18 protein-coding genes and 1 tRNA gene are annotated in these 24,899 nt (G+C 24.4%); 3 read left to right on the top strand and 16 right to left on the bottom strand.

Annotation, left to right across the window (positions count from 1 at the left end):
• Positions 1-16: 16 nt before the first annotated feature.
• From FRW55_RS01925 to FRW55_RS01915, 3 genes are all read right to left on the bottom strand, one after another.
• Positions 17-652, bottom strand: a complete 636-nt coding sequence (locus tag FRW55_RS01925) for a hypothetical protein (RefSeq protein ID WP_146368503.1) — start codon at positions 650-652, stop codon at positions 17-19.
• A 1,050-nt stretch (positions 653-1,702) separates the two neighbouring features.
• Positions 1,703-4,495 (bottom strand): transglutaminase-like domain-containing protein, encoded by a 2,793-nt coding sequence (locus FRW55_RS01920; protein WP_146368502.1) that lies wholly within the window; start codon positions 4,493-4,495, stop codon positions 1,703-1,705.
• A 323-nt stretch (positions 4,496-4,818) separates the two neighbouring features.
• A complete protein-coding gene (locus FRW55_RS01915; RefSeq protein ID WP_146368501.1) occupies positions 4,819-5,934 on the bottom strand; it encodes an IS30 family transposase in 1,116 nt (371 codons plus the stop codon).
• Between the two features lie 32 nt (positions 5,935-5,966).
• On the opposite strand from FRW55_RS01915, the gene FRW55_RS04245 reads away from it, so the two are divergent.
• Positions 5,967-6,071: an IS3 family transposase gene (locus FRW55_RS04245; protein WP_201798395.1), complete on the top strand. Its 105-nt coding sequence runs from the start codon at positions 5,967-5,969 to the stop codon at positions 6,069-6,071.
• Positions 6,072-6,347: 276 nt separating this feature from the next.
• Here FRW55_RS04245 and FRW55_RS01910 read toward each other — a convergent pair whose 3' ends face one another.
• From FRW55_RS01910 to FRW55_RS01890, 6 genes are all read right to left on the bottom strand, one after another.
• A complete protein-coding gene (locus FRW55_RS01910; RefSeq protein WP_146368500.1) occupies positions 6,348-7,001 on the bottom strand; it encodes a hypothetical protein in 654 nt (217 codons plus the stop codon).
• An 86-nt stretch (positions 7,002-7,087) separates the two neighbouring features.
• Positions 7,088-7,831, bottom strand: coding sequence for a phosphotransferase (locus FRW55_RS01905; RefSeq protein WP_146368499.1), 744 nt, complete (start codon positions 7,829-7,831; stop codon positions 7,088-7,090).
• A 61-nt stretch (positions 7,832-7,892) separates the two neighbouring features.
• Positions 7,893-10,466 carry a protein translocase subunit SecDF gene (gene secDF, locus FRW55_RS01900; RefSeq protein ID WP_146368498.1) on the bottom strand — a complete coding sequence of 858 codons (2,574 nt, stop codon included), beginning with the start codon at positions 10,464-10,466 and terminating at the stop codon, positions 7,893-7,895.
• A 40-nt stretch (positions 10,467-10,506) separates the two neighbouring features.
• The gene (locus tag FRW55_RS01895) at positions 10,507-12,009 is read right to left on the bottom strand and encodes an MAG3240 family lipoprotein (protein WP_146368497.1); all 1,503 of its coding nucleotides are present in this window, start codon (positions 12,007-12,009) and stop codon (positions 10,507-10,509) included.
• An 85-nt stretch (positions 12,010-12,094) separates the two neighbouring features.
• Positions 12,095-12,238 carry a hypothetical protein gene (locus FRW55_RS04085; RefSeq protein WP_162847748.1) on the bottom strand — a complete coding sequence of 48 codons (144 nt, stop codon included), beginning with the start codon at positions 12,236-12,238 and terminating at the stop codon, positions 12,095-12,097.
• 54 nt (positions 12,239-12,292) lie between these two features.
• Complete coding sequence (locus tag FRW55_RS01890) at positions 12,293-13,051, bottom strand: type II toxin-antitoxin system death-on-curing family toxin (protein ID WP_146368496.1); 759 nt, start codon at positions 13,049-13,051, stop codon at positions 12,293-12,295.
• A gap of 226 nt (positions 13,052-13,277) precedes the next feature.
• On the opposite strand from FRW55_RS01890, the gene FRW55_RS01885 reads away from it, so the two are divergent.
• A tRNA-Lys gene (locus tag FRW55_RS01885) sits at positions 13,278-13,353 on the top strand.
• Between the two features lie 382 nt (positions 13,354-13,735).
• Here FRW55_RS01885 and fmt read toward each other — a convergent pair.
• The 7 genes from fmt to FRW55_RS01850 form a co-directional block, all read right to left on the bottom strand.
• Positions 13,736-14,584, bottom strand: coding sequence for a methionyl-tRNA formyltransferase (gene fmt / locus FRW55_RS01880; RefSeq protein WP_201798415.1), 849 nt, complete (start codon positions 14,582-14,584; stop codon positions 13,736-13,738).
• Positions 14,577-15,506 (bottom strand): hypothetical protein, encoded by a 930-nt coding sequence (locus tag FRW55_RS01875; RefSeq protein WP_146368495.1) that lies wholly within the window; start codon positions 15,504-15,506, stop codon positions 14,577-14,579. The genes fmt and FRW55_RS01875 overlap by 8 nt, the downstream gene beginning before the upstream one ends.
• A 39-nt stretch (positions 15,507-15,545) precedes the next feature.
• Entirely contained in the window at positions 15,546-16,508 is a 963-nt protein-coding gene (locus FRW55_RS01870; RefSeq protein ID WP_146368494.1) for a hypothetical protein, read from the bottom strand.
• 32 nt (positions 16,509-16,540) lie between these two features.
• Entirely contained in the window at positions 16,541-17,113 is a 573-nt protein-coding gene (locus FRW55_RS01865; protein ID WP_146368493.1) for a dephospho-CoA kinase, read from the bottom strand.
• Positions 17,114-17,115: 2 nt separating this feature from the next.
• Positions 17,116-17,991 (bottom strand): 5'-3' exonuclease, encoded by an 876-nt coding sequence (locus FRW55_RS01860; protein WP_146368492.1) that lies wholly within the window; start codon positions 17,989-17,991, stop codon positions 17,116-17,118.
• Positions 17,981-20,953: a DNA polymerase III subunit alpha gene (dnaE, locus tag FRW55_RS01855; RefSeq protein ID WP_146368491.1), complete on the bottom strand. Its 2,973-nt coding sequence runs from the start codon at positions 20,951-20,953 to the stop codon at positions 17,981-17,983. Before dnaE ends, FRW55_RS01860 begins: the two co-directional genes overlap by 11 nt.
• 105 nt (positions 20,954-21,058) lie before the next feature.
• Positions 21,059-23,542: an MAG1360 family OppF-related protein gene (locus FRW55_RS01850; protein ID WP_146368490.1), complete on the bottom strand. Its 2,484-nt coding sequence runs from the start codon at positions 23,540-23,542 to the stop codon at positions 21,059-21,061.
• Between the two features lie 203 nt (positions 23,543-23,745).
• Between FRW55_RS01850 and FRW55_RS01845 the strand changes: the two genes are divergently transcribed.
• Entirely contained in the window at positions 23,746-24,687 is a 942-nt protein-coding gene (locus FRW55_RS01845; protein ID WP_146368489.1) for a Fic family protein, read from the top strand.
• The last annotated feature ends 212 nt before the right edge of the window (positions 24,688-24,899 follow it).

Raw genomic sequence — 24,899 nt, 5'->3', positions numbered from 1 at the left:
ATACAGTTATGACTTATTATCTTAATTTAAGAATTTCCTTGATTTTCTCTTCATCATAAAGTTTATAAAAGTTATTTTTACTACACTTAAATTTTAACTTAAACTTTATATTATTCAAACTTGCACAACCTTTTTTATTAAAGCAATCTGTTTTAAATTTTGAAATTACTGACTCAGCTTTTGCGGTTCTGTTTTCAAAATGTGATTTTAATTCAGGTGTTTTAAGTAAAAAGTTATATGCCTTAATCAAATCATAAAATAAAATTTCTGACTTTAATTCTTTAATTTTATTCAATAACTCAGAAATAATTTTTAATAAGATATCATAATCTTGAACTTCTAAAGCATTTAGAATTTGTTTAAAAATTTCATTGTAATCAACGTATTGACCTAAATAAGTTCAACGTTTATAATTCTTAGAACTTTTTCAACGTTTATCATAACTAAAAATGTTTAGAAAGTACTTTTTTAAGTGATATCAGTCATAAATCAGTGTGAAATTGTTATTAACACACATATTTTTGAAAATTCTTGCACCGTCGCAAAATAAATAGATTTTGGAATTATTTTTATCATAATTAAAATGTTCTTCCAAAATATTTTCAATTAATTTTAATGACTCAAATTTTGATGCAACAATATTAGAAATCATTAGAGCTAACGCAAATCTTTTTGAAATATTACATTTAAAATATCATCTCGAAAACTTTAACGATGAATTTTGTTTTGATAATTCAGATTATGGATTTACAAAAGAAGTTTATGATTTTTTTATCAAAAAAGTTATAAGTATATTTAATAGGCAAATATTAAATGTTTTTACTCATTCATTTGATTTTTTTGATAATTTATATTTTATAGATAAATATATTTCTGATTTTCTTAAATCCTTAAATGAATTTATTTTACTTACAGAAACAGAATATTATAGTAAGTTCATAATCGAATTAAACGAATTATTAGAATTATTAAAAAACAGAAATAATTCTTTAATACATTTTTTCAATATGAGATAGTTAAATTATATTGCTTAAACAATTAATAGAAGAAGGATATATAACAAGATATGGTAAGGGAAAAGCTACATTTTATGTTAAGAAATAAAATACCTTAAATTATTAGTTGTTTTAAAAGGTAAAACAAGACTATGTTAAAGCATCTACTTTTATAGTAGATGTTTTTTATACATAAAAGCAGGAGAAATGCGAATAGGAATATTAAGCAATTCGATACCTTTTTTCATATTTGAATGTTTTTTAGTAATGTTGTAAGTATTAATTATCGAAAATAATAATAAGAACTATCCTAAGACAATTAATTATTCAAGTTTTATATTGTTTACGTATAATTGCTAGCATATTTACCTATTTAAGTTCTGCTTTTAAATTAGTGCTATTTATCAAAATCAGAATTAAACAAAATAGATTTAATATGTTTTAATTGTGCTATAAAAATCTAAAAGTCAGCACAATAAAAACAAAAATAAATATATTAGATAATGATTTTTGTGTTATAATAAATATGTAATTTTTCAAAATGTGATAAAAATTGTTTGGATTTTTTGTTAGCTAATCTTATTCAAACTTTTAATTCTATTTTTTATAATCACAAAAGTAAAATTCTTCAATAACTCCTGTTAAAGCGGGAGTTTTATTTTTATTATTATTATTTAATTGAGACAAATAAAAACACCAAAAAGGTGTTAATATTGATTAGTTTTATATTGTTTTCTTAAAAGTGGAAGCATATTTTCTCATTTAAGTTCAGTTTCAGGATTAGTACTGTAATGAGTTGGTAGATCTACATAGTTATGAACATAATTACCATTTTCATCTTTGTTTAGATATTTTATGATTGTTGTGATATAGCTTAAGAAATCTAATCTAAACATAGTACGACTCCCACTATCTCTATCTAAAAATATCTCTTCTAAATTTAACTCACTATTAAAATTACTTCAGCTTTCGTAGTAGTCAGCAAAAGTTAAATCTACACTTACTCATTTATTATCAATAAATACTTCATTTCAAGCGTGTCCACCACTACTTACTAATGGATTTTGTGTGTCGCTAAACGTTTCACCTGTAATTATCCTTACTGGAATATTAAGTAGGGTAAGAGCTAATGAAAGATTTTGACTGTATCCATAGCATTGAAGCGTTCTATCAGTTTCAAAAAGTGAAGCAGGATTATAAAAATTATTACCGTCAGTATTAAAGCTTCTTTCAGTATTATTATACATATACATAACATTAGAATTGATATAAAAAGATAGTGCTAAAATGATTTGTTTTTGATTTCAATTTTTAGAGATAAATTTACTTAATAATTTTTCTCAATTTTTGCGTCATTGAATGAATTGCCTTCTTGTAGTTTCTTTATCTTCATAATTATCAAAATCGATACTACCATATTTGGTTTTGGTTAATTTATTAATACCGGGAAAATCATAATTTTTATCAATATTAATCTCTTTATAAACAAATTTATTTTTTAGTTTTAAACCCCAAAGTGAATTCTGTTGAAAATCAGAAAAATAATTAGGTTGTTCAGTAAGTAAATCATAAATAATAGGTCGCGAAACTTCAGCACTATCAATGCTATTATTTAAATATTTTTTGTATAAATCAAAATCAAAATTATTTGGAATGTATGGATTATCACTAAAATTAATTTCTGAATTTCAGTCATTAATTTTGAAGTTATCTTCACCATAAATTTTTATTAATATTTCATAAAGATTTTTTAATATTTCATCTTCGTAAAAATCTCTTTTTCAGCCTATTACATTAATATAAAAGTTTTCATAATCTTTAAACTCGTTAGCAATAAATTCATTTTTAAAATCTTTATAGTGATTAAATGCGTTAACATTTTCTAAATTAATTTTACCGATTTTTTCATCATTGTTTATTACTCATAATCACTCATCATAATTTTTTAATCAACTAATGATATATTCACTATTTAATACAATAAGACCATATATACTATCTCGCATATATGGTAGTCTTCATTCAATGTTTTCAGCATTACCCGGATTTAATGTGTATTTTTTGTCTTTGGTAATAAATCATTGCATAGTATGTTCTTTAATAGCAAAATCAAAGTTGTTTTTGAAATATGTTAAACGTTCGACAATCAAAGGGAAGAAATTACCCTTGCTAAAATAATCAATATAATTTTGTATTGTTTTAATAATGTAAATATCAAAATTACTATTTTGTTCATTTCTAAAATCATTGAATATTTTTTTAATTTCATTAGTATCATCTTCTGTAGGAAGATATCTTAATTTAAGATCTTTTACAAATAAAGAATGTTTATTTATTAGATCAATAAATTTGTTAATATCACTGTAAAAGCTTTTTAGATGTTCAAAAGAATTTTTTTGATAAATATCATAATTATTTACAAATTCATAGTTAAATTCTTTAATAATACTATCAACAATAATATTTGATGTTTCCTCGTAAACTTTATTTACTAATAAAGATTTATTTAATAAATTATGAGTTGGTTTAGTATATTTATTGAAATATAAAAAAATATCTTCATAATATTTTTCAATATTATTCTTGTATTCTTTATTTAAATCTATTATTTGAGATATTAGTGTATCAATATCTTTTTTTGAATTAAATAAATTTTCTAATTTTCTTTTATAATCTCCTCTTAAATCTAGAGATGATTCATCATAATAATTTGATATTTGTACTCATTTTATATTTAAATCACTATTTTTTGCAAATTGTTCATCTAGAATATTTAATTTTTCTTCAGTTTTATTTGTTATATTATCATTGATTCGATTATGAAAACTTCAAGGAATATTTTTCAATTTATATAAGTTGTATTTAACTTTAATTGAAGGTTGTAATTCAGTTCAAGGTACTGTTTTGTTTTCTTTAGTCTTATCTTTATTTAATATATGTAGTGTTGTTGGAATAATTAAAGCAGATGAAACTGCTATAAATCCTAAAACAGAACTAGCAATTATTAAAATAAATTTAGTTTTTTTGCTTATTTTTTTTGAACTTAAATTTATGTTTGATTTTAATAAATTATTAAAGACTTTTATAGTTTGATCAACAATCTTGCAATATTCTTTATATTCTTTTTCTTCTTTGAATAAAAGAACTGAATTTACAAGAAAATTAAATTCATTAATTTTTTTCTTTAACTTATCTGATTGAGTATTTTTATTAATTGTTTTTTGTAATTTAGTAAAACTGTAGTCAATTAAATGCTTAAATTTTAGTAAGTTTATTTCTAAATATCCTAAAGAGTTTAATAATATTAAAAAATCAATTGATTGAATAAATAAATTTATATTAATCTTTTTATTATTTTTGTTTATTGATAACAAAATATCATCAAATTTTTCAATATCTATTTTCTTATCATTGATAAATTTTGTTTTATCAATCAAATTTAATAAATCTATAAAATTTCTGTAATTCTTTTTAATTTTTATATGTGCGAATAATCTCATAATTTAATTATATAATGCTTAAAAAAAAAAAAAAAAAGAAAAAAAATATGAAATAGAAAAGTCATTTAACAAAGCATTTTAATCAAAGTCCTTGAAGTACGTTAGTGCTTCAATTTATATAATTATAATGCTTTTTTATATAAAAAAGCACACCAAAAGAATCGGTCATGACCTATGAAATAGAAAAGTCATTTAACAAAGCATTTTAATCAAAGTCCTTGAAGTACGTTAGTGCTTCAATTTATATAATTATAATGCTTTTTTATATAAAAAAGCACACCAAAAGAATCGGTCATGACCGATTTTTAAAATTTTTAGTAAAACTATTGATTAATGAGTGTTAAATATTCATTAATTCTTTTGCTCATCGCATAAATCTGTTTATTTGTGAATTTATCCATGGAAACACCTTTAGGAATAAATCTTCTAATGTGTCTGTGGATATTCTCTATTGAGCCTTTTTGATATGAACAATATGCATCACATTTAAATAAATTGTTGTTAGAAATAACTTCGTGCAAGCGCACGTTCTCGGAGCCATTATCAACAGTTAATGTTGTTATTTTTATTGAATTAATTTTAATCATTTTGAGTAAAGCATCTTTAACTGACTCAGAAGTTTTGCGTGCTAATATTACATAAAGTTTTCTAGTTTTTCTATCTAATAAAGTTACCAAACAATTCTTATCCTTGCTTTGTCCAATCACAGTGTCAAGCTCAAAATGACCTTCCTCTAATCTATGGTTGGCCTCATCAGGTCTTTGGTGAATACTAACAGCATTTTTAAGAGAACTTTTTTGAACTTTTTTAGTTTTTTTGTGATATTTTCCTACAGAAAGAAAGAGCAAAATATCTATAGATAAATTAAACTGATTTGACTTTAAGCACTTATATACAGCGCTAGGAGTAGGACAGAAACTGTTAGGAAATAGGTTCTTAAATTTATTAACAAGAGCTTTAGCTGAAACTTTGATTGCTCTTTTTGTAAAATCTTTATTGAATCTATTTTTCCTATAATAACTAACTTCAGATTTTCAAAATCTAATAAAATCTCTTCATTTATTTTGAATAGTCTTTGAATGAAGTCTTGTTCTTTTAGACTTATAAAGCATAAGATGTTCAGCAATTAATTGGAAATCAATGTAGTTTACATAATTAATATATTGATCACAGTTGCGACAAACTTTTTTATATTTCTTAACAAAATCACCCTGATTTGTTGTTGAAATTTTCAATAACTTTTTAATGGTGTGTGTTTGAAATCCAATCATTTCTGAAACTTGAGAAAAATTCTTTCCTTCTTTAAATAATCTTAGACATTCATTCAAATGAAGAATGTTCATTTGATTCGCTTTGAGTAATCTAGTATTTATAACTTTTGAATGAAGAATTCTGATTTCTTCTTCAGAATTTTTTATTAAATAATGATTGTTTGGCAAGTGTTTTTCTTTAGTTTTAATACACGTTAAAAATGTTAAATGATGAAATAAAAAAATTTATAAATTATTATAATAATGAAAGAATACAATCAAATTTAAATTGAAAAACACCAAAGCAATTTGCAATGATGTCTTAAAATATTTTTTTGTCAACTTTCGTTGTCCTAGTTTATTTAGTGTTGTATTTTTTTAATTTTCAATTCAATCCTAAAAAAAAAAAAAAAAAGAAACGTTTTCTTGAAAAATGTGTATTAATATCTAATTTTAACATCATAAAGTAAAACAAGCAAACTAGTCTTATATACATTAATTCATTCAGCAATATTTAATAAAATAGATAAATCATTTGTATTTTTTGTTCATGACTATTGTTTTACAAAAAAAGTTGACATTAAGTCAACTTTATACAATTATTATTTAATTTTAATTTCTAATGTAAATTCAGCATTTTTATCAATGTCTAAAGTTTTTTCATCGATACTACCTGTAGTTTCATAAAATTTCATTGTAACTGTTGTTTTATCTTCTGAAAGTGTGTATTTTACACGTTTATCTGGTTGTCTGTAGTATTTGTTGTTTGAATCGGTTAGAGATTCTTCAGCAATAGGAGCACTAAAGTATGAATCTTTAAGATTTTTCATATCTGAATAAATTTTCATTACTGTTTTTCTTAAATTAAAGTCTTTTTCAGATGTAGTTACTTCTTGGTAAGAAGTAAATCCTTCTGGAAGTTTATCTTTTTTCTTATATGAATCAAAGTATAATCTATAGTTAGCTGAATCACTTAAGAAAGCGATTAAAGATTCTTTATCAACAAGTTCTAATTTGTATTTAGTTTCAGAATTTAATGATTTAAAGTCTATAGTTGCTCCGTTTTGCAATTTTGTTAAATCTATTTTTAAAACTGAAACAACTTCTTCTTTACTAGTATTTTTACCTTGATCTTCATTTTGATCTTTGCTTTCTTCCTTATTCTCTTTTTTACCACAAGAAGCAGAAAGAGCAACAAGAGGCATCATTGAAGTAAGGACCCCCCCAATTAATAGGTTTTTTAATTTAAATTTCATAATTCCTCCAATTAGTTATATTTAAATTGTATAGAAATATTTGCTTTTAGTTGCTATGAAACTATTTTTCCATAAAAAAAGACGCATTAGCGTCTAAAAGAGTTGTTTTTCTTTTTTTCATCAAAAAGTTCAACAGTTTTTTTAAGTTTGATGAATAATTCACTATCATCAAATGCTTTAGGTATTTGAACATTGTTTCATAGAATTGTTAGATAATAAACTAATATTTTTTGTTGAATTAGATATTCTTCTCAGTATGTATCGTAAGCTTCTAAAAAGATTTGTTCTTGTTCTTCATTAAGATATGAACCAGTTATAAAGTAAGCGAGGTCAAAGTGTTTATCACCCATAGTTGCATATTCTCAATCAATGAAATACACTTTATTATTTTTGTCAACTAAAATGTTTTGGTTGTATAAATCATTGTGTAATGGACGATTTGTAGCACTGTTTTTTAATATTTTTAAAATTCTTTTATAGTATGGATCAAGTTCATTGATTGAGTTGTTTCTCTCTTTAAGAGTTTTAAGGTATTCCTTAATTCTTTGAGAAATATTGTTTTTTGGAAAAATTAGTTCTGAATCATGTAGTGTCTTAAAATTATTAGCTATCTGAATTAATACTTCTTTGTTAAAAGTTAATTGATTTGTTTCGATTCATTGATATTTTAAGTATTTTTGATCATCAGAAATTAGTTTAGGAACAAAATCAAATTTGGAAAGTATTTTATAATCTATTTTATGATTAAAAGCGTTGTATATTTTTTCTTGAATGAATTTATCACCATCTCTAAAAGATCTATTTGTGTGCCCGATTTTAATTTCAATCATATTCCTCCTTTTGAATAATTATATATATTTCAAAATAAAAAAACAAGCAAAAGCTTGTAATTTAGTGTGTATAATCATTAACACCATTGAAGGTTTGTTCTTCAGGATTATTAACTGCTCAAAAGCGTCTATTGATTCTTCTTTGAATTCCTTTTTCTCTTATATTATTGAAGAAATATAAAAGTCCAGGAAGAATAAATAAGATAATTGCATTAATTAAAATTATTGAAATTAAGAATATTAAAGGTATTCAAGAACTTAGTGTACCCATAAATGAAACAATAAACATTATTATAATTGCAATAATTTCAACAAAAATTAATTTAATGTTTTGTTTCATAAATGCAATAACTGATTTATTGTATAACTCCCTTAAATCTTTTTGAGTTAATGCTTTTTTATTTGTAAATAAGTAATTTCTTATTTCATTTGTGTTAATTAAATTATTGAAGATCGTAATTAATGAAAGAATAAATATTGTTGAAAGTAATAATAACGCTTGTGTGTTAATTTGAATATGTAAAAGATTTATTAAAGAAATTGTAAATAGAATAATTAAAGTTATTGAAATCAATAGTGATAATAAGTTAGCTCAATTTGTTCTTACTAGTGTGTAGAAAATCATAAATACTAAAATAATTCCAATGCTAATAAAAGTATCTCTAATAATATTTAGATTAAAGGCGTTATTTGTTGTGAAATAATCTAATTTAAGAATTCCAAAATTATTTTTTAATTCATTTGTTAAATTAGTAATATCAAAGTGACTTTCAAAATTCATTTTAATTAAGTAGCTTAATGATTCTTTTTCGCTAAGCATAATTAGTGAATCTTGAACTTTAGGTAATTCTGAGTTATTTGAAATAAATTCATTTATTTTTTGTGCAGTTTCATAACTGATGTAATTTTGAGTTATAGGATTACTTTGAATAATTAAAGTTGAACCTGAAACAAAATCACTTGTGGTATTAAACGCTAAGAAAAATTCATGTTTAACTAGTGCAATTGAAAGAATAACAATTATTGAAATTACTAAAATTATCGCAAAAATTATTGAAGAGATTTTAAAAGTTTTAACAAAATCAAATCTAGTAATTTTATCATTCATTAATTTAGCATTAGCTTTGGATAAATTGATTCCGAAATATTTTTGTTTGTTATCGAAGAATCCGGTTGAGACCAATAAACTTGAAGTAATTCTAACAATTAGAATTGAAGTAATAAGTCCAGCTACAATGGTAATAATTAATGGAATTGAGAATTCTCTAATATTTGAAGTCCCGAAGTAAAATAAAATAAATGAAACAATTAAAATGATTATATTTGAGTCAACACAATGTTGTAAAGTATCGCGGTTTGCATTTCTAAAGGCTTTTTTAACGCTGTCACCAGAATAAAGATTATTTTTTATTTTCTGGAATGTTTGAATGTGAATATTACTTACATAAATTATTCCTGTAATAAGTGAAAGAGATAATAAAGGACTGTAATCACCTCTAAGCAGGATGAACATCATTAAAACTAAAGTTGTATATAAAGCAAGTGAAATAGTTGAAATAGCACCTAGAATTCCATAATTAACAATCATTAAAGCTGAAACTAAAGTAATTGTTAAAACTAATGATGTTGCAAAACCAATAATTGCTAAATTTGAGTTATCATTATCAATGTAAGAACTTGAAACTAATTCAAGTTTGTAGTCTGATAAAGAATAGTTGATGTCATCTTTAATTGACATTGCATAATTGTAATCATTGTTTAATAGTTTAAATTTAAATGAAGAATATTGTGAGAAGTAAGAAATTTGTTCAACACCAATTAAAAATTGTTCTGCATCAAAATCAGCAGATTTTAAAACACTTGGTTTTGTAACCTTTGAATTAGTTTCTGGATCAGTGATTTCTTGAGTAGCTTTATTTCCTACATGGACAAAGTTGTATAAATTGTTTCCACTAGCTTCTCAGTCTGCTGAATATCTTTTAGTTAATTCATATAGCTTATCTAAATTTTTTCAAATTAAGATTTTTGGATCATTTTTACTTTGGATATATTGAAGTGCTTTATTAAATTCAAGTTTTGATTCTGAATTTTTATATTCAAGAGTAATGTAATTATCATCATTTGAAGTTAAATCAGCCTTAGCACTTTGACTTTCAAAAGGTGGAGTAAAACGATAAGGATCATTATTATCAAAATTTTCATTTATATTAAATAATCCATCTCTAAAAAGAATTTTTCCATCTATATCAGTAATAGTAATTAAGGGTTTATCTATGATATTTTTTGAGTAAATTTCCTTAAGTGCATCTGTAAAAATACCTGATTGATTTATTGTGATTATTCCATTTTCGTTTGGAATCACACTAATACCAGAAAATTGGTTCGAACTAATTCTATTATGAATTGAGTCAGCTATCTTGTTAGTTTCATCATTAGTTGTTGCATTACCTTGTTTTTGTGCTTTAACAACAGTTTGAATTCCTGAACCATATTCGATAGAATTTTTCAAGCCTTTGGTAGATAAAAAAACACCACCAAAAACTATGGTCGCTAATGATGCGATAAATATTAAAATAGTTAATGTTATTCTTTTTCAATTATTTAATTTAAAGAATTCTTTTATTTTATTATTCATAATATAAATATTAACATATTAATTAATTTATGTTAGTGTTTTATATGTTTTTATATCCTTTGAAACCCGCGATTTCAAAAGTTATTTTTTTAGTTTCTTCATCAATTAAACTTTGTTTTTGATTGTTTAATAAATCGATATTAAAATAAATTTTTCCAGCAATACTTTTATCCAAAGTTAAGTTAGTTAATTTAATATCTGCAAGATAATTTTTTAATGTTGTAACTGGAAAATATTGGATTATTTCTCTGTAGATTTCAAATTCAATAAATTTAATGCTTTCAGGCATATATTTTATGAATTCATAAGCTTCAATTTCACTCATCTTTTTGTTATTAAAAACTAAAAGACTATTTTCAAATTTATTAAATGTATCAATAATTACTTGATTTATTTTAGTTTGAACAAAAGCATTAATATCGTTTTCAAAGCTAATTACAGTAGTAGAAGGAAAAGCATAACGCTTATCATCCATATCTCTGTAACCATTAAAAAGGTGGTAGTGATTTGTAAAATTAATTGAGTTGAAATCAAAATATTGAACTTCACCATCTATTTTTGTAACCTTAACAGTAAAAAAATAATCTTGATGCATGCTTTGAGTTAAACTAGTTTTATTAGGATTAAAAATTAATTCGTAACTTTTATCAATATTTTTTCTATATTCAGGTACTTCAATTTCAATAGTATTAGAATAATCAGTAAGTAGTTTAACAAACGCAAGTAAGTTATAAGAGTTTTTAGGGTTATCAACTAGTGAATCAAAGTTTATAATATTAAACTTTTTATCAGTGAAATTTATCTTAATTTCTGATAAGTATTCATTAAATCTCAAATTATTTTCGGTATCTTCAAAATTATAATTTTTATTAATGTTTTTGTAGCTAAAAAATCCTTTTAGGTAGAATTCTTGTTCTATAATTTCGTTGTTTAATATCACCTTAAAACTTATGCCAGTATTATTTTCAATTGATTTAATTTCTGTTAGTTTAACATTTATAATCTTATTGTCAATATTAAATTTATTTAAGTGTAAAGCAATTAAATTTTCTAAATAAAAAATTTGTTCAGTATTTTGAGCATAACTAATACTTCTGATATTTTTAATATTTATTAAATTTGGATAAATATTTTTATAGTAATCAAAGTTGTCAAAAATTTCATAAACTATTAGTTGAATTTCAGGAATAAATTGTTGATTAGGATATAAACTACTAATAATTCTATTTCTACTTAATAATGAATTGTGAATTAAATCACTTGCCGAATATTGCTTAATTACAGTATCAAAATCAATTTGTTGGTATTCATTAGTTTCTTTTAGGTTATTAATAAATTTATTTATTTTTTTTGAATCAACTTGATTAAAAATTGAGCTAAATTCTGTTTTATTATTAAGAGTTATAAGCTGATTTTTAGTGAAATTTTTATATGAAAAAGATTCAACAAAGATGTTTTTTTGTTGATTACAACTTATTGAAATTAACGTTGGTATTGAACTCAAAGAAGTTAGCCCATAAAGAAATAATAGTTTAGATTTCATACTTTTAATTATATATTATTTAATTCTGTTATTTGCATGAGTGAATTTAGTAAAAGTATAAAAAAACTAGAGATATCTCTAGTAATTACATTTTTGAAAGCTTTCTCATTGTTTCACAAATAATATCTCAATTTTCTTTATTGTGTTTTTCTTGATATTCCTTCATTTGTTCGAAGCTAATTTTCTTTAATGGTGCATTTTCAACAATTCTAATTTCAACTTTTGCCACGTTAACTCCTTTTACTTTTATTCATATTCAATTTCATAATAATTTTACTGGATTTTAGACAAATAGTAAAATATTTTTGATTCACTTTTTTATCTCCCTTAATGTTTTATCATGTCTTTCAGGGATGGTTAAATCAATTTCACTATTTAATATTTCAAAACATAAAGGATTTTGATTTGCTAAGTTTGTACAATTTGTGAATAGTGTGTCTATATCTTGATTAGATAATCTTACTTCAAAGCATGCAATTGTTTTTTCTATGTTTTCTAAATATTTCTCACTCATAACATCTATATCAAATTCTTTATTAATTTTCACTTTAGTTAAGTATCCAAATGTAAATAAAATAACATTTAGAAAACTGAAACAGAATCTTTTATTACCATTTCTAAATAAGTGAGAATTTAATAATGCAGAAAATAAATCAGAAACTAAATCTATTATGCTCCAATCATCGATATAAAAATATTTCATTAATGTGCTTTTTATCTTATCAATTACGGTATTATCGTTATTGACGTATTGAAAATCATTTGAATCCTTGGAATCGACTTTCATATTTTTAGCAAAAACAAAAGCAGTATTTATGATGTTATCGAATAAATCATCAATATATTTCTCAGGATCATCATTATTGATAAAGTTTAATTTATTTAACTCTAACACTACTTTTTCTTTTTTATTTGTAATATCATCTTTTAATGTTCATTCACCATTTTCAAAACAAAAAAGTGAATTATGATTAATATCATTGATAAAACCATTTATATCTCTTGCATCTTTTGGTCCAACAGTTATTTGTATTTTTTTCATTTCATCTCCATATAAAAATTATAACAACATAAATCTATATGCAATTTCCTTATTTTTTCCTTAATTTTCTTATTCATATGAATTTTAGTATGTGTTGAAAAAAATATTATTGTATTTTTAAAACAAAACCATATTTTTAGATCTATAATGAAAATAATATTATAGTTTGGTTATGATTTTTTTAAAATAATGGTCAAAATATAAAATTGTAATATAATTAATTTATGCGTCGTTAGCTCAGCCGGTAGAGCAACTGGCTCTTAACCAGTGGGTCACAGGTTCGAACCCTGTACGACGCACCATTTTTTTATTTTAAATTTATTAAACAAATAATTTAATGTGTAAAATGCAAAGTTATATTTCAACATAAAAAATCAGAAGATTGCTGTAATAATATTTTATGAAAATTTATATTATTATAAAACTGTCTTAATAGAAAAACAAGTAATCAAAGCATTAATATTCATGGTTGAAATTTTGATGACTAGTTATTATGCTACTAAGCGGGAAACAAACTTAAAATTCCTATGTAATTTTTTCAAAAAGTATAAAAATTCATTAAATAATAGCTTGATTTATTCTTTTTGGTACTAACTTGGAAAGTAAACTAGATAATTTCTTTAGTTTTATTAAGCATTATACTACCAAGTGGGAAAATAAAAAACATCCAATCGGATGTATAAGTTATACTTTTTCTAACAAGTTAACTCTTTTTTTAGATTCATATTGATAATCATAAATATATATATTTTTATCTCTACAACTTAGTTGAATTGCATTTTTAACTTCTTTAGTTGTAGCATTAAAAAGTTTAACTCTCTTATTATTTATGAAAGTGTAAGCACCGGGATTTGAACTGTACGCTTTAATTTTATTTATCACCTGGTCAGAATTTTCACTTAAGTCTATTTGAGCTTCTTCTTTGGTTAATTTTGGGGCAAGAATTACTTGCGAGGCGTCTTGAACAATTTCATTGAAGTTGTTTTCGTATATTTCTTTAAGTCATTTGGTAATGTTTTGTGCAGATAAAATGCTTAGTTTATTAAATAGAATATCGCTGGTATCTTCTTCAACTATTTCTATTTCTGAGGATTTCAAGATATTACCTGCATCCATTTCTTTAACCATATATATTAAATTAATACCGGTTTTTTTATCACCATTTAATAAAGAATGTTGAATTGGAGCCGCTCCACGATATTTAGGTAATAAAGAACCATGAATATTTAGGGCAGCTTTTTTTGGTAAATTAAGAATTTTTTCAGGAATATATTGACCAAATGCTGCTGTTAAAAGAAAGTCAAAATCTAATTGAGCTAATTCATCATAAATTTCAGAAATTTTATTAGGTTGATAACACTTAATGTTATATTTTTCAGCAAGTATTTTTGTTGGAGTGGGAATTAATTTATATCCACGGTTTGCTGGTTTATCGGGTTGAGAAATAATTGCAACGACTTCAAAGTTTTTAATCACTTCTTCAAAAATTGGTACAGAGAATTCTGGTGTTCCAGCTAAAACAACTTTAATCATTATTCTCCTTCGTTTTAATTGTTTTATAAAGGTTAATTTCAATTATTTTAATTAATTTATTAATTTTCATAGTTTCAACATTTGAGTCAATTTTAGTGTTTTTTTGTATTCTTTGAAGATAATTGTTTTTTAATTCAACTAAATTTAATGTACTACTAAAAAATGTAACTAGTCTATACTTCATTCTATATTCTAAAATTTTGAGTAATACATTAGTAGCAAATCAAGTTGAACCTTCTTCCATACCTAGATCTTCTAAAAATAGATAATCAACATTAGCTATTTTTTCTATCATAAATTCAACGGTTTTGGTTTCACTAAATTTGTTCTGCTTATGATTGAAAATATTGATGCATTCGCTATAGATATTATTAACAGTAGCAAAAGTAATTTTAGAATTATCACTATTAATTATTTTAGCGATGTAAGACATAATCTCAGTCTTACCAGATAATATATCTCCATAGATATAAAGTCAATTTTTAATATTAAAGTCAATTTTTTTTAAATATGTAGCTAAATAATTTCAATTATCTGAATCTAAATATTTTTGACTAACATTCGTAGCATCAATGTTATAAAAAGGTTCGCCAAGTTCAGGGTAAATTATATTTTTGAGTAAGCTAACACTTTCTCTCAAGTCAGGTGTAACATAACGCTCAAAAAAAACTATTTTTTTAGTTAGTGGATCACGTTTAAAATCAGTCTCAATTACTTTTTCGCCTTTTTTTTCACTTTCACGGATTATTTTTGTTAGTTCTAAAATAAAAAAAGCAATCTCATCATCACTAAGATTGTATTGTTCAATTCTTTGCTTTAAAAAACTATTATTTTTAATTTTTTCGATTAATTTAGTTTTATCATAAGAATGTTTACGAGAAATTTTACTTAATTCTTTTTGAAATATATCGTCTTTAACCATAAAACCTCCCTACTACATTCTAATTATATATAAATTAACTTATTGTTCATTCATTAAAGAATGCATTTTTAAAAACGCATCAACTAGTTGAATATCATTTCGATATTTACCGTGGAGATATTTTTCAGTTGTATCTTCATCAATTACATAATTATATTTTTTAACTTCATTAAGTAATTTAGTTGTTTTTCTAAAATCAAATTTATCATTTTCTAAATAGATGTAGAGCATTGCTAAGTTGGTTATTTTAGATAAATTTAAAATACTATTTAATTTACTGATTTTCTCTTTAACTGAATCTTCAAGAATAAAAGTGTTTGTTAATTGACAGTAAAATTCTTCACAAGTTAATTCCTTAGTTGCTTTATAGTGATTGCTATTTTTAATAACTCCCATTTCTAGTTGGGTTTGATAACTCTTGCTTGAATCTCAGACTTTTGAGTTATTTTCTTTGATAGTTGCACCCGCTTGAACTAATAATTCAGTAACTTTTGATTTAACTTCAGTTTGTAAACTGAACATTTCATGAAAAGCAGCTGAAATATTTTCTAGTGAATCACTATTTTTAAATGTACTTGTATTTGTTAAATTAACTATACGGTCATAATTAACTTCACCTATATTATTTTTAATCAATCTTGGAATAAATGCGTTTTTAACCATTTGGACTGATGAAAGAGGTTTGAATAGCACAAAAACTGTTCTAGATTCTTTTGAATCATTGTGAGTTTCAATTAATGAAACTGATTCAAGTTTTTGTCTACATGTGTTTAATTCATCAATTGATATATTTAAATATAAAGATAAAGTTTCATAAGTAAAAGTCGAATCATACTTATCTTTATTAAAAATTAAATCATGTAAAAATTCATAAAGTAAAACGGCATTAGCACCCAAAAAACTTGTATAAAAAAGACGCAGATTTCTTAAATCTTCGCTGGCAATTTGATCCCCTCTATGAATTCTGAAAAATGAATAAATCAATTTAGAATTTGCGTCCATTTTGGCCTCCGTTTTTATCTTGTGATTTTATTTTAATTGAGTATGTTGTTATCGATTAAAAATTCTTTAATAAGTTCTGTGTTTTCTCGATTATAATCGAAGATATTAACAACGTCAATCTTCGTAAAAAGCTTATTTTCATGGAAAAAATCATTGTTTTTACTATTTAAAGTCTTAAAAAACGAGTTATCCACATTACGTTTTTCTCTTTGAATTTGAATTTTTTGTGGACTTGAAACGACATTAATTACTTTATCAAAAAAAGTTAAAAAATTAGTGTTTTTTGATACTAAAACTGGAATTTCTGCAAAATCATATTTTTCATGTTCTAAATGTGAAAAAATATATGGAAATACTAAACTTTCAATTAAGTAAATTGTTTCAAAATTTTCATTTATTTTTTGTTTTAGAAATTCCTTAGAAATTTTATTGTTTTGTATTACCTTATCTCCAAAAGTATCTATGAATTTCTTTTTTAATTCATCATTATTTTGGTAAAGGTAATTTACATATTCATCAGCAATAAAAATTTTATATCCCATTTCCTTTAGCTTATTTATAAAGAAAGTCTTTCCTGATGCTATTTCACCAATTATTGCAACCATATTTAATTCATTTCTATAATATTTAATATTTGATTAAGTTCTAGATCATTAAGTGTTTGAGTTCCACTTTTGTTCAAATTAAATTCATAATCATCTTCATTTTTGGAAATTTCGTCCACATGAGTGTTGATTATAGCTAATTTTTTGCACATGATTCCACTTTCTAAATCGTTCTTTATTTTTAATGAAAGTGAAGGAGTTAATTCATTTACATTCTGAATTACATTTTCAAAACTTCCGTATTTATTAATTAGTTTTATTGCTGTTTTTTCTCCAATACCTCTAATACCATGTAAATTGTCTGAACTATCTCCTGCAAGTCCCTTAAAATCTGGAATTTGTGATGGTTTAATTTCATAAATATCTTCGAAATTTTCTTGTGTTATTAATTCATAACTTTTTGTTTTGTTATCTTTGAAAATAATTGCGGTATCATTTGAAACTAATTGAAGCAAATCTTTATCTCTAGAATAAATAAATTTTTTACCTGGTAAATTTTTTGAAAGAGTACCTACTAAATCGTCAGCTTCATGACCAACTAATTCATTATGTGGTATATTCAATTCATCTAAAATTTGTTTAACATGTTTGAATTGAACAAAAATTTCTTCAGGAGCTTTTGAACGACCGTCCTTATATTCTGGGTAAATTTCATGTCTTTTAGTTTTACCTGCAGCGTCAAAAGCAACGAAAATATGAGTTGGTGAAGTGCTGCTAATTAAATTGAACAAAATCATAAAAAACATATGAGTTCCATTTGTTGGAACACCTTTGCTATTTCTCATAATATATCCATTTGGTGTGTAGGTGCCATAAAAACTTTGAAACATTAAATAATTACCATCAATTAGTAAGATTTTATTTTGATTATTCTTCATAATATATTTCCTTGCAATCCAATATTTTTAATTTACCAGTATAAGTTCTAGTTAACAAAAAGCTGTAAATACGGTCTTTTTTTGGTGAAAATTCGAAGTTTTTAAAATTATTCTCGGTTACTCATGCACTGTCGGTTAATGTTGAATCTTTAATTGTTATCATAACTAAACCTTTACTCAAAATGAACTTTACATCTAAAGTTAAAGCCGTAACTCAATTTTCAACTCTTTGAGTTAATTTATTTAATTTATAATTTGTCTCATAATTTAATGTTGGAACAGCATTATAAATATTTCCTAAAAATTCATTTTCATTTTTTGACTCTTCAGCAAAATTTGCAGGAAGAGCTTCAATAAAATCTTCATGATATTTACCTTCGCTGTCAACTCTAATTATTTTATGTAAATCTATCAATTCTTTGATTCTACTGTAAGAATCTCCATTGTAATCTTTAAGTGAATTTGAGAACATTTTTCAAAATTCCTTAAGAGTTTCATAATAGTTTAGTAAAGTGTTTTGATTTCCAAATTCTCTAAAAACACTTGCTTTAATTAAAACTTCAAAAACTGAATCTGACACACCAGCATTTCTTAATCTAAAGTACGCTTCAGAAAAAGTGTTATATTTTTTATAAACTGCTCTGTCATATAAAATTTTTTCAACTGCACTATTTCCAACTTTTTTAATTAATATAAAAGGTAAGTAAATTCCATTTTTAGTTGCTACTGCTTCAATTGATGAGTGATTAATTTCTGGAGAATTAACCTTAATATTTTGTTGAATACACTCTTCAACATATTTATTTACGTCAGAGTGAGAACTACCTGAGTTAGTAATTAATGCTTTATAAAAAATTTCAGGATATCTAACCTTATAATAAGCCATTTTAAAGGTTATCATAGCATAAGCTACTGCATGAGCTTTATTAAATCCATATGAGGCAAATTTTTCGATTTTTCTATAAATGGTTTCGCTAATTTCTGGATCGATATTGTTTTTTTGGGCTAACTGATTGAAAAATGTTTTGTATTGTTCCATTTTGATTAAATCTTTTTTAGAAATAGTTCTTCTTAAAATATCCGCCTGACCAAAACTCATTCCCACTAATTTTTGAGCAATTTGCATAATTTGTTCTTGATAAACGATGATTCCGAAAGTTTCTCGAACAATTTCATCATAAACTGGATGAATTAATTCAATATTATCAGGATTTTTTTTGTTACTTGCATACTCGCTAATATATTCCATTGGTCCAGGTCTAAAAAGTGATATTATTGCAAAAAGGTCATTAAAAGTGTCAATTCCAACATTTTTAATAGTTTTTTTCATTCCAGGACTATCAATTTGGAAAATTCCTTGTGATAGGGTTGAATTTAAACATTTTAATGTTTGTGAATCTTGATAAATGTTTGGAGTAGTCGAAGCGATGTAATCAAAACGATCTTCATAATTAAGATCTTTTTCGATATTTTGGATAATTGTTAAGGTTTTTAAACCTAAAAAGTCGATTTTAATTAAACCGAATTTTTCAATATATTCAAGAGTTAAATCAACTTGATTAATTTTTTCAGTTGAAACCGAAATAGGCATTATATTAATTATTGGCGTGTCTGAAATAATAATTCCAGCTGGATGAACACCTTTTTGACGTGGAAGTCCTTCAATGTTTTTTGATAATTCGAGTAATTTAGGATATTTTTCAATTGCTATTCTAAAACGAGAATTTTTTAAGTATCCTTCTTCAATGCTTTGGCCATCAGCTAAAGTTTTAGAAATTTTATCAATTTCAGCTAGATTAATATTTAATACTCTACCAACATCACGAATCGAATTCTTTGCTCCTAATGTTTGAAAGGTTGTGATTAGTGAACAATTTTCAATTCCATATTTTTCTACAATATAATTAATGACTTCATCCCTACGATTATCTTGAATATCAATATCAATATCTGGTAAACTTACCCGTTCAGGATTTAAAAAACGTTCGAAATATAAGTCATATTGCAATGGATTAACTTCAGTAATTTTTAGTAAATATGAAATTAATGAACCTGAAGCACTACCACGTCCAGGCCCAACTGCTATTCCATTTTGTTTAGCGAAATTAACTGCATCACCAATAATTAAAAAGTAATCAATAAAACCTAATTTTGATATTGTTTCTAACTCATAATTAATTCTCTGATTAATTACTTCCATTGAGTAATTTTTTAAGTTTAATATTCTTTCATTTAAACCTTTATTGATCAACTCAATTATTTTTTTGTAAGATTCCTCTTTAGTTTTAAATGGTTTAGCAATTCTTGGAGTATTCGAAGGAAATTCAAGAGAAATTTGTGAAACTATATTTAAAGTGTTATCAATCACTTTTTGTTCAAGACCATCTTGAATAATTTCAAAATAATCACTATTTTGATAAATAGGTTCAACATTAGTTGCTGAGCTAATTTGTCTTAGTGTAATCAAAGTCTCTGCTTCATTACTAAAAAGCATTTCACGAGTAGGTGCAAAAATTGTGTTTTGAAAAATAGCTTTTTTATTATTATAGTAGAAATTTTCTAATTTTGGAGCAGCTAATTTGTTAGCAAAAAATCCATTTTCGTAATGGTCAATAACAAAAATGTCTGAGCAATTTAACATCTCTTCTGTAATAGCAATATTCTTAGAAATTAAATAATTTACTTGGTAAATTTTTTGCAATCCCTCTTTATTTTTTGCATGCAAAATCACCTTCACACCATTAAGTTCAATTTCAAGACCAATAAGTGGTTTGATATTATATTTTTCACATAAAGCCAAAAAGTGGCCTAAGCCATATAAACTATTTTTGTCAGTTAGTGCCAAATATTTAACGTTTTTTTCAGCAGCAAGTTTAAATAGTTTTTCAAGTCTAATGGTTGAATTTAAAAATGAATATTCAGAATTTGAATGTAAAAAAATGAATGGATTATTATTTAACATATTTATATTTTAATTGACTTTAACTTTTTTATATAAATATTAAATATATTTATATGTGTAAAGTGCAAAATTAACCATAAAAAAATATGGACATTTGCCCATATCTTACTCTTGTTCGTTTTGTTCTATGAAATGGTTAGTTTTATTAACAGATTCAATTTCAGTGTTACCTGCTTGTTTTCAGAATTTAAGATTTTCATAATCCATATCAAATAAATTAGATTTAGATACTATTTTTCTATTTGCTGGATCATATGAAGTCATAGATATTTCAACATTCTCATGTTGAATTTTGTAGAATTGATCAATTTCCTCAGCTTCAAGAGTTAAACTAGTTGCTTTATCTAAATTAGATTTAATTTTAAGTGTTTCTGGATTATTTCATGCAGTTCATTTTTGATAATTTTCAAAATTAGCATATAAATAATGTTTTTTATCTTTATCAATTTCATAAACTTCTGAATAGATCCAAGAATAATCATCGTTATGATTTTTAATAAAACTTAAATCTGTTTCTGAAAGTGCATGTCTAGAATAAGGGTGCTTTGCATTATTAAGTAATTCGTTTATTTCTCCAGATTCAACTAAGGTATTTCTACAGAAAATATGTACTGTATCACAAATTTTCTTAACTAGTTTTACATCAGCAGTAACTAATACATAACTTAAAGAGTACTCATTAGAAATTTTATTTAGCACCCGTATAAATTCAAATCTAGTTTCGTTATTATTTTTATCAAAAGTATCCTTAATAAATAAAACTGAAGGATTATTTAAAACTAGTTTAAGTAATTTAAGTTTAATTTTACTAATAACTTTAAGTTTGTCATATGCTGTTAGATATTCACCAAAGTTAACTGAAATATAGCTCATTGAATCGATTATTTTTTTAATTATTAAGAAGGTTCTGCTAAATTGATTGATAGCTTGAGTTTTATTCATGATAAAAGCAAAAACTGAGTTTGCGAATTCGCCGATAATTTCGTTTTTTTCATATCTTTGTATATTTTCGACATTGCGGATTAATTCATAATTATCGTAAAACTCACTTCTGCGCGAATTTGAATTTTGTCTTTTTTTAATTGATTCATTAATTATAGAAAGGTTGGAAATTTGGTGTCTAATTAATTCATTATTACTATAAATAAGTCGTTTGATTTTTCTTTGATAATTTTTAAGTGTCGTTTGAAAAAGTTTATTTGAAGAGAACTTATTTCAACGATCTTCAGCTTGATTTAATCTAATTCAAGCATCGAATTTATTTTGCTCAACAATTTTGTTAAAGTCCGGAACTTTCTCGAACTTAATTTTATTTAACGATTTGATTTTTTCTTGTTTAGTTTCAATAATTTTCATTATCTCATGTTTGTTTTCAACTGAAGTGTTACTATAGTTAACAAAACTGTAATAAAATTGTCTCTTAATAGTTTTTTTAATTTTTAATTTTGTTCACTTTCTTCCTGGTTTATTTAAGCTATTTAACGTATTATTGATAAACATTTTGGATTGTAAAATTAAGTCAGCAAAAATTTCACGAATCCTATTTTTGTCTAAATAACAAAGACTATATTTATTTCTCATTCAAATTCAATAAAGTTTCTTAGTGATTAATAATTCTTTATATAAATCTAAATGCTCGATGCTTAATTCAGTTACATGAGACATTTTTTCTTTAATGGTTAAAATTGATTTTAGCAATTTATGTTGAAGATAGTTCATGTATTTGATATTACTATTTTTTGTGTTTTTAAGTAACTTTTTATAAAAGTCAATTTCTAAATTAATATCACGAATAATAAAGTTATTTTCAACTTTCTTTATTGAAGAGTTATTTATATCATTAATATACTTAAGTCTTATTTCAACATTTTTTACTTGTTCAGATTCAGCGATTGAATCGGGACTTTTTTCTCTTTCGACTAATTGGTTGTAAGTGTTGAAAATTTCTTGGTATAGCTTAAAGTAAAATTCAAGGGAAGTACGTTTATGTTCCTCCAAAAGATCATTTATGTTAACTACCATGTTACTAAAATCTGATTCATTCATTAAGAATCAGTTGTTTTTCATTTTTTTAGTTAGGTTACTTAACTCACGTGAAAAATTATGATTCTCAGGAACGATTTTTTCGAGATAAAAGTGCATAATTCTGAAAATTTGACTTTTGAACTGAATTTCATATTTTTTAGTAATTTCTTCAAATGATTTGAAGTCAGCTGGATTAATATGAATATTTTTAAAACCAATATTTCAAATATCATAAATAGGAATTTCAGTATCAACTATTTCAAGTTCATCTAAATCAAAAAACCCAATATTAGAAAAAATTTGTTTATTTCTATATTCAATTTCTTCAGTTAAAGATTTAATATCATGTGAAGTATTTAAAAAAGTTGCATAAGGATTACTTTTAAATTGTTCTCAAAATTTATTATTTCAGAAAGTTGATTCTTTAGGATCAATTAAAATCGCACTTCTTTCTTTATAATAAATAGGTAAATATGGAATGCACACATTATTTGCAACCCCATTTTCTAAAATATGAATAAAAAAGTTTTCGACCTCAAAAATTTTCTTTAAGTTTTTTTGCATAACTATATTTTATAAAATTTAATTTCTTTTGTTAACTTAAGCTAGAAAATTTGTTGAGCCACAGTAGAACTATATTTATTAATTACGGGTACTGGAAAAATGTAGAGAATAATTTCTTCACACGTTTTTCTAGTACCCTTTATTAATTGGGGAATAAAATGGTATACTTTTTAAATAAATGTTCCCCAAAAGGAGTATAAATAATGGCTGCAAACTATAGTGAAATACAAGAATTACTTAGAATTCGTGCTGATCTTCACGCTAGATTAAATTTAATGCCCTATGATGGGACACCTGAAATTAAGAATCGAGGTGATGGAAAATATTTATATGTTAGAAAACGTGTTGCTGGTAAACTGACATCAACATATGTAGGAATATATACTGAAGAGCTTTATAACTTACTGCTTCGCAATGCTAGAGAAATTAGAGCGATAAGAAAAGAAATACGTCATGTAGAAAAGGAGCTTGTAAGCGCCGGATATTCGGAAAGCGAGTTATCAACAGATGTTCTTAATAATATAGCGTTTGCTAGAGCTAATATGAAAATGAATATCTACAATCAAGCAATTTTAGAGGGGGTAGGTACATCTTTTCCACAAACTGAAGAAATTATAGATAATGGAAAAGTTACTGGCATGACAGCAACTGATGTACAGAAAATCTTAAATCTAAAACATGCATGGGAGTTTATTTTGGATAAAGATGTAGTAGCAAGCAAATCAGACTATTACATGCTTAGTCATATTGCAAGGCTTGTTAATGAAGGATTTTTTGCTGAAACAGGTCGTATACGTCGAGTACCAGTCACGATTGGAGGATCCTCTTATGTTCCACCATTACCAAATGAAATGGATATAAAAGAAAAAATACGAGAGATTACGGAGAAAAACGATGATGCGATTGATGTTGCAATAAAGTTATGCTTATATTGTATGAAAACACAAATATTCCTTGATGGGAATAAGAGAGCATCTGTTATTTTTGCTAACCACTATTTAATATCTCATGGAGGTGGATTTTTGGTTATTCCTAAAAAAGAAGTTCCCAAATTTAAAAATTTACTTGTGAAGTATTATGAAGGGGAAGATATAACCATTATTTCTGATTTTATGAAAAAAAGTTGTTGAAAAAGAATGCAGTAAAAAATCACCATTGGGGAACTTTATGCGCGGTGTAATATAAATTTATTCCCCAAATATAAGAGCATCTACTGAAAGTATTAGGAATGTGATGGTAGTATCAAGTAAATCAATATCTTTTTATATTGTGATGCTTTTTAGTAATTTCGTAAGTATCAATTATTGATAATAATAAACTGTTCTAATTATTAATATAGTTAGAATTTGTTAAAATT

This window comes from Mycoplasma anserisalpingitidis, assembly GCF_007859615.1.
GTDB classification, from domain to species: domain Bacteria; phylum Bacillota_I; class Bacilli_A; order Mycoplasmatales; family Metamycoplasmataceae; genus Mycoplasmopsis; species Mycoplasmopsis anserisalpingitidis.
Note: the sequence above shows the minus strand (reverse complement) of the source record. Positions and strands in the feature narration are given on the sequence as shown.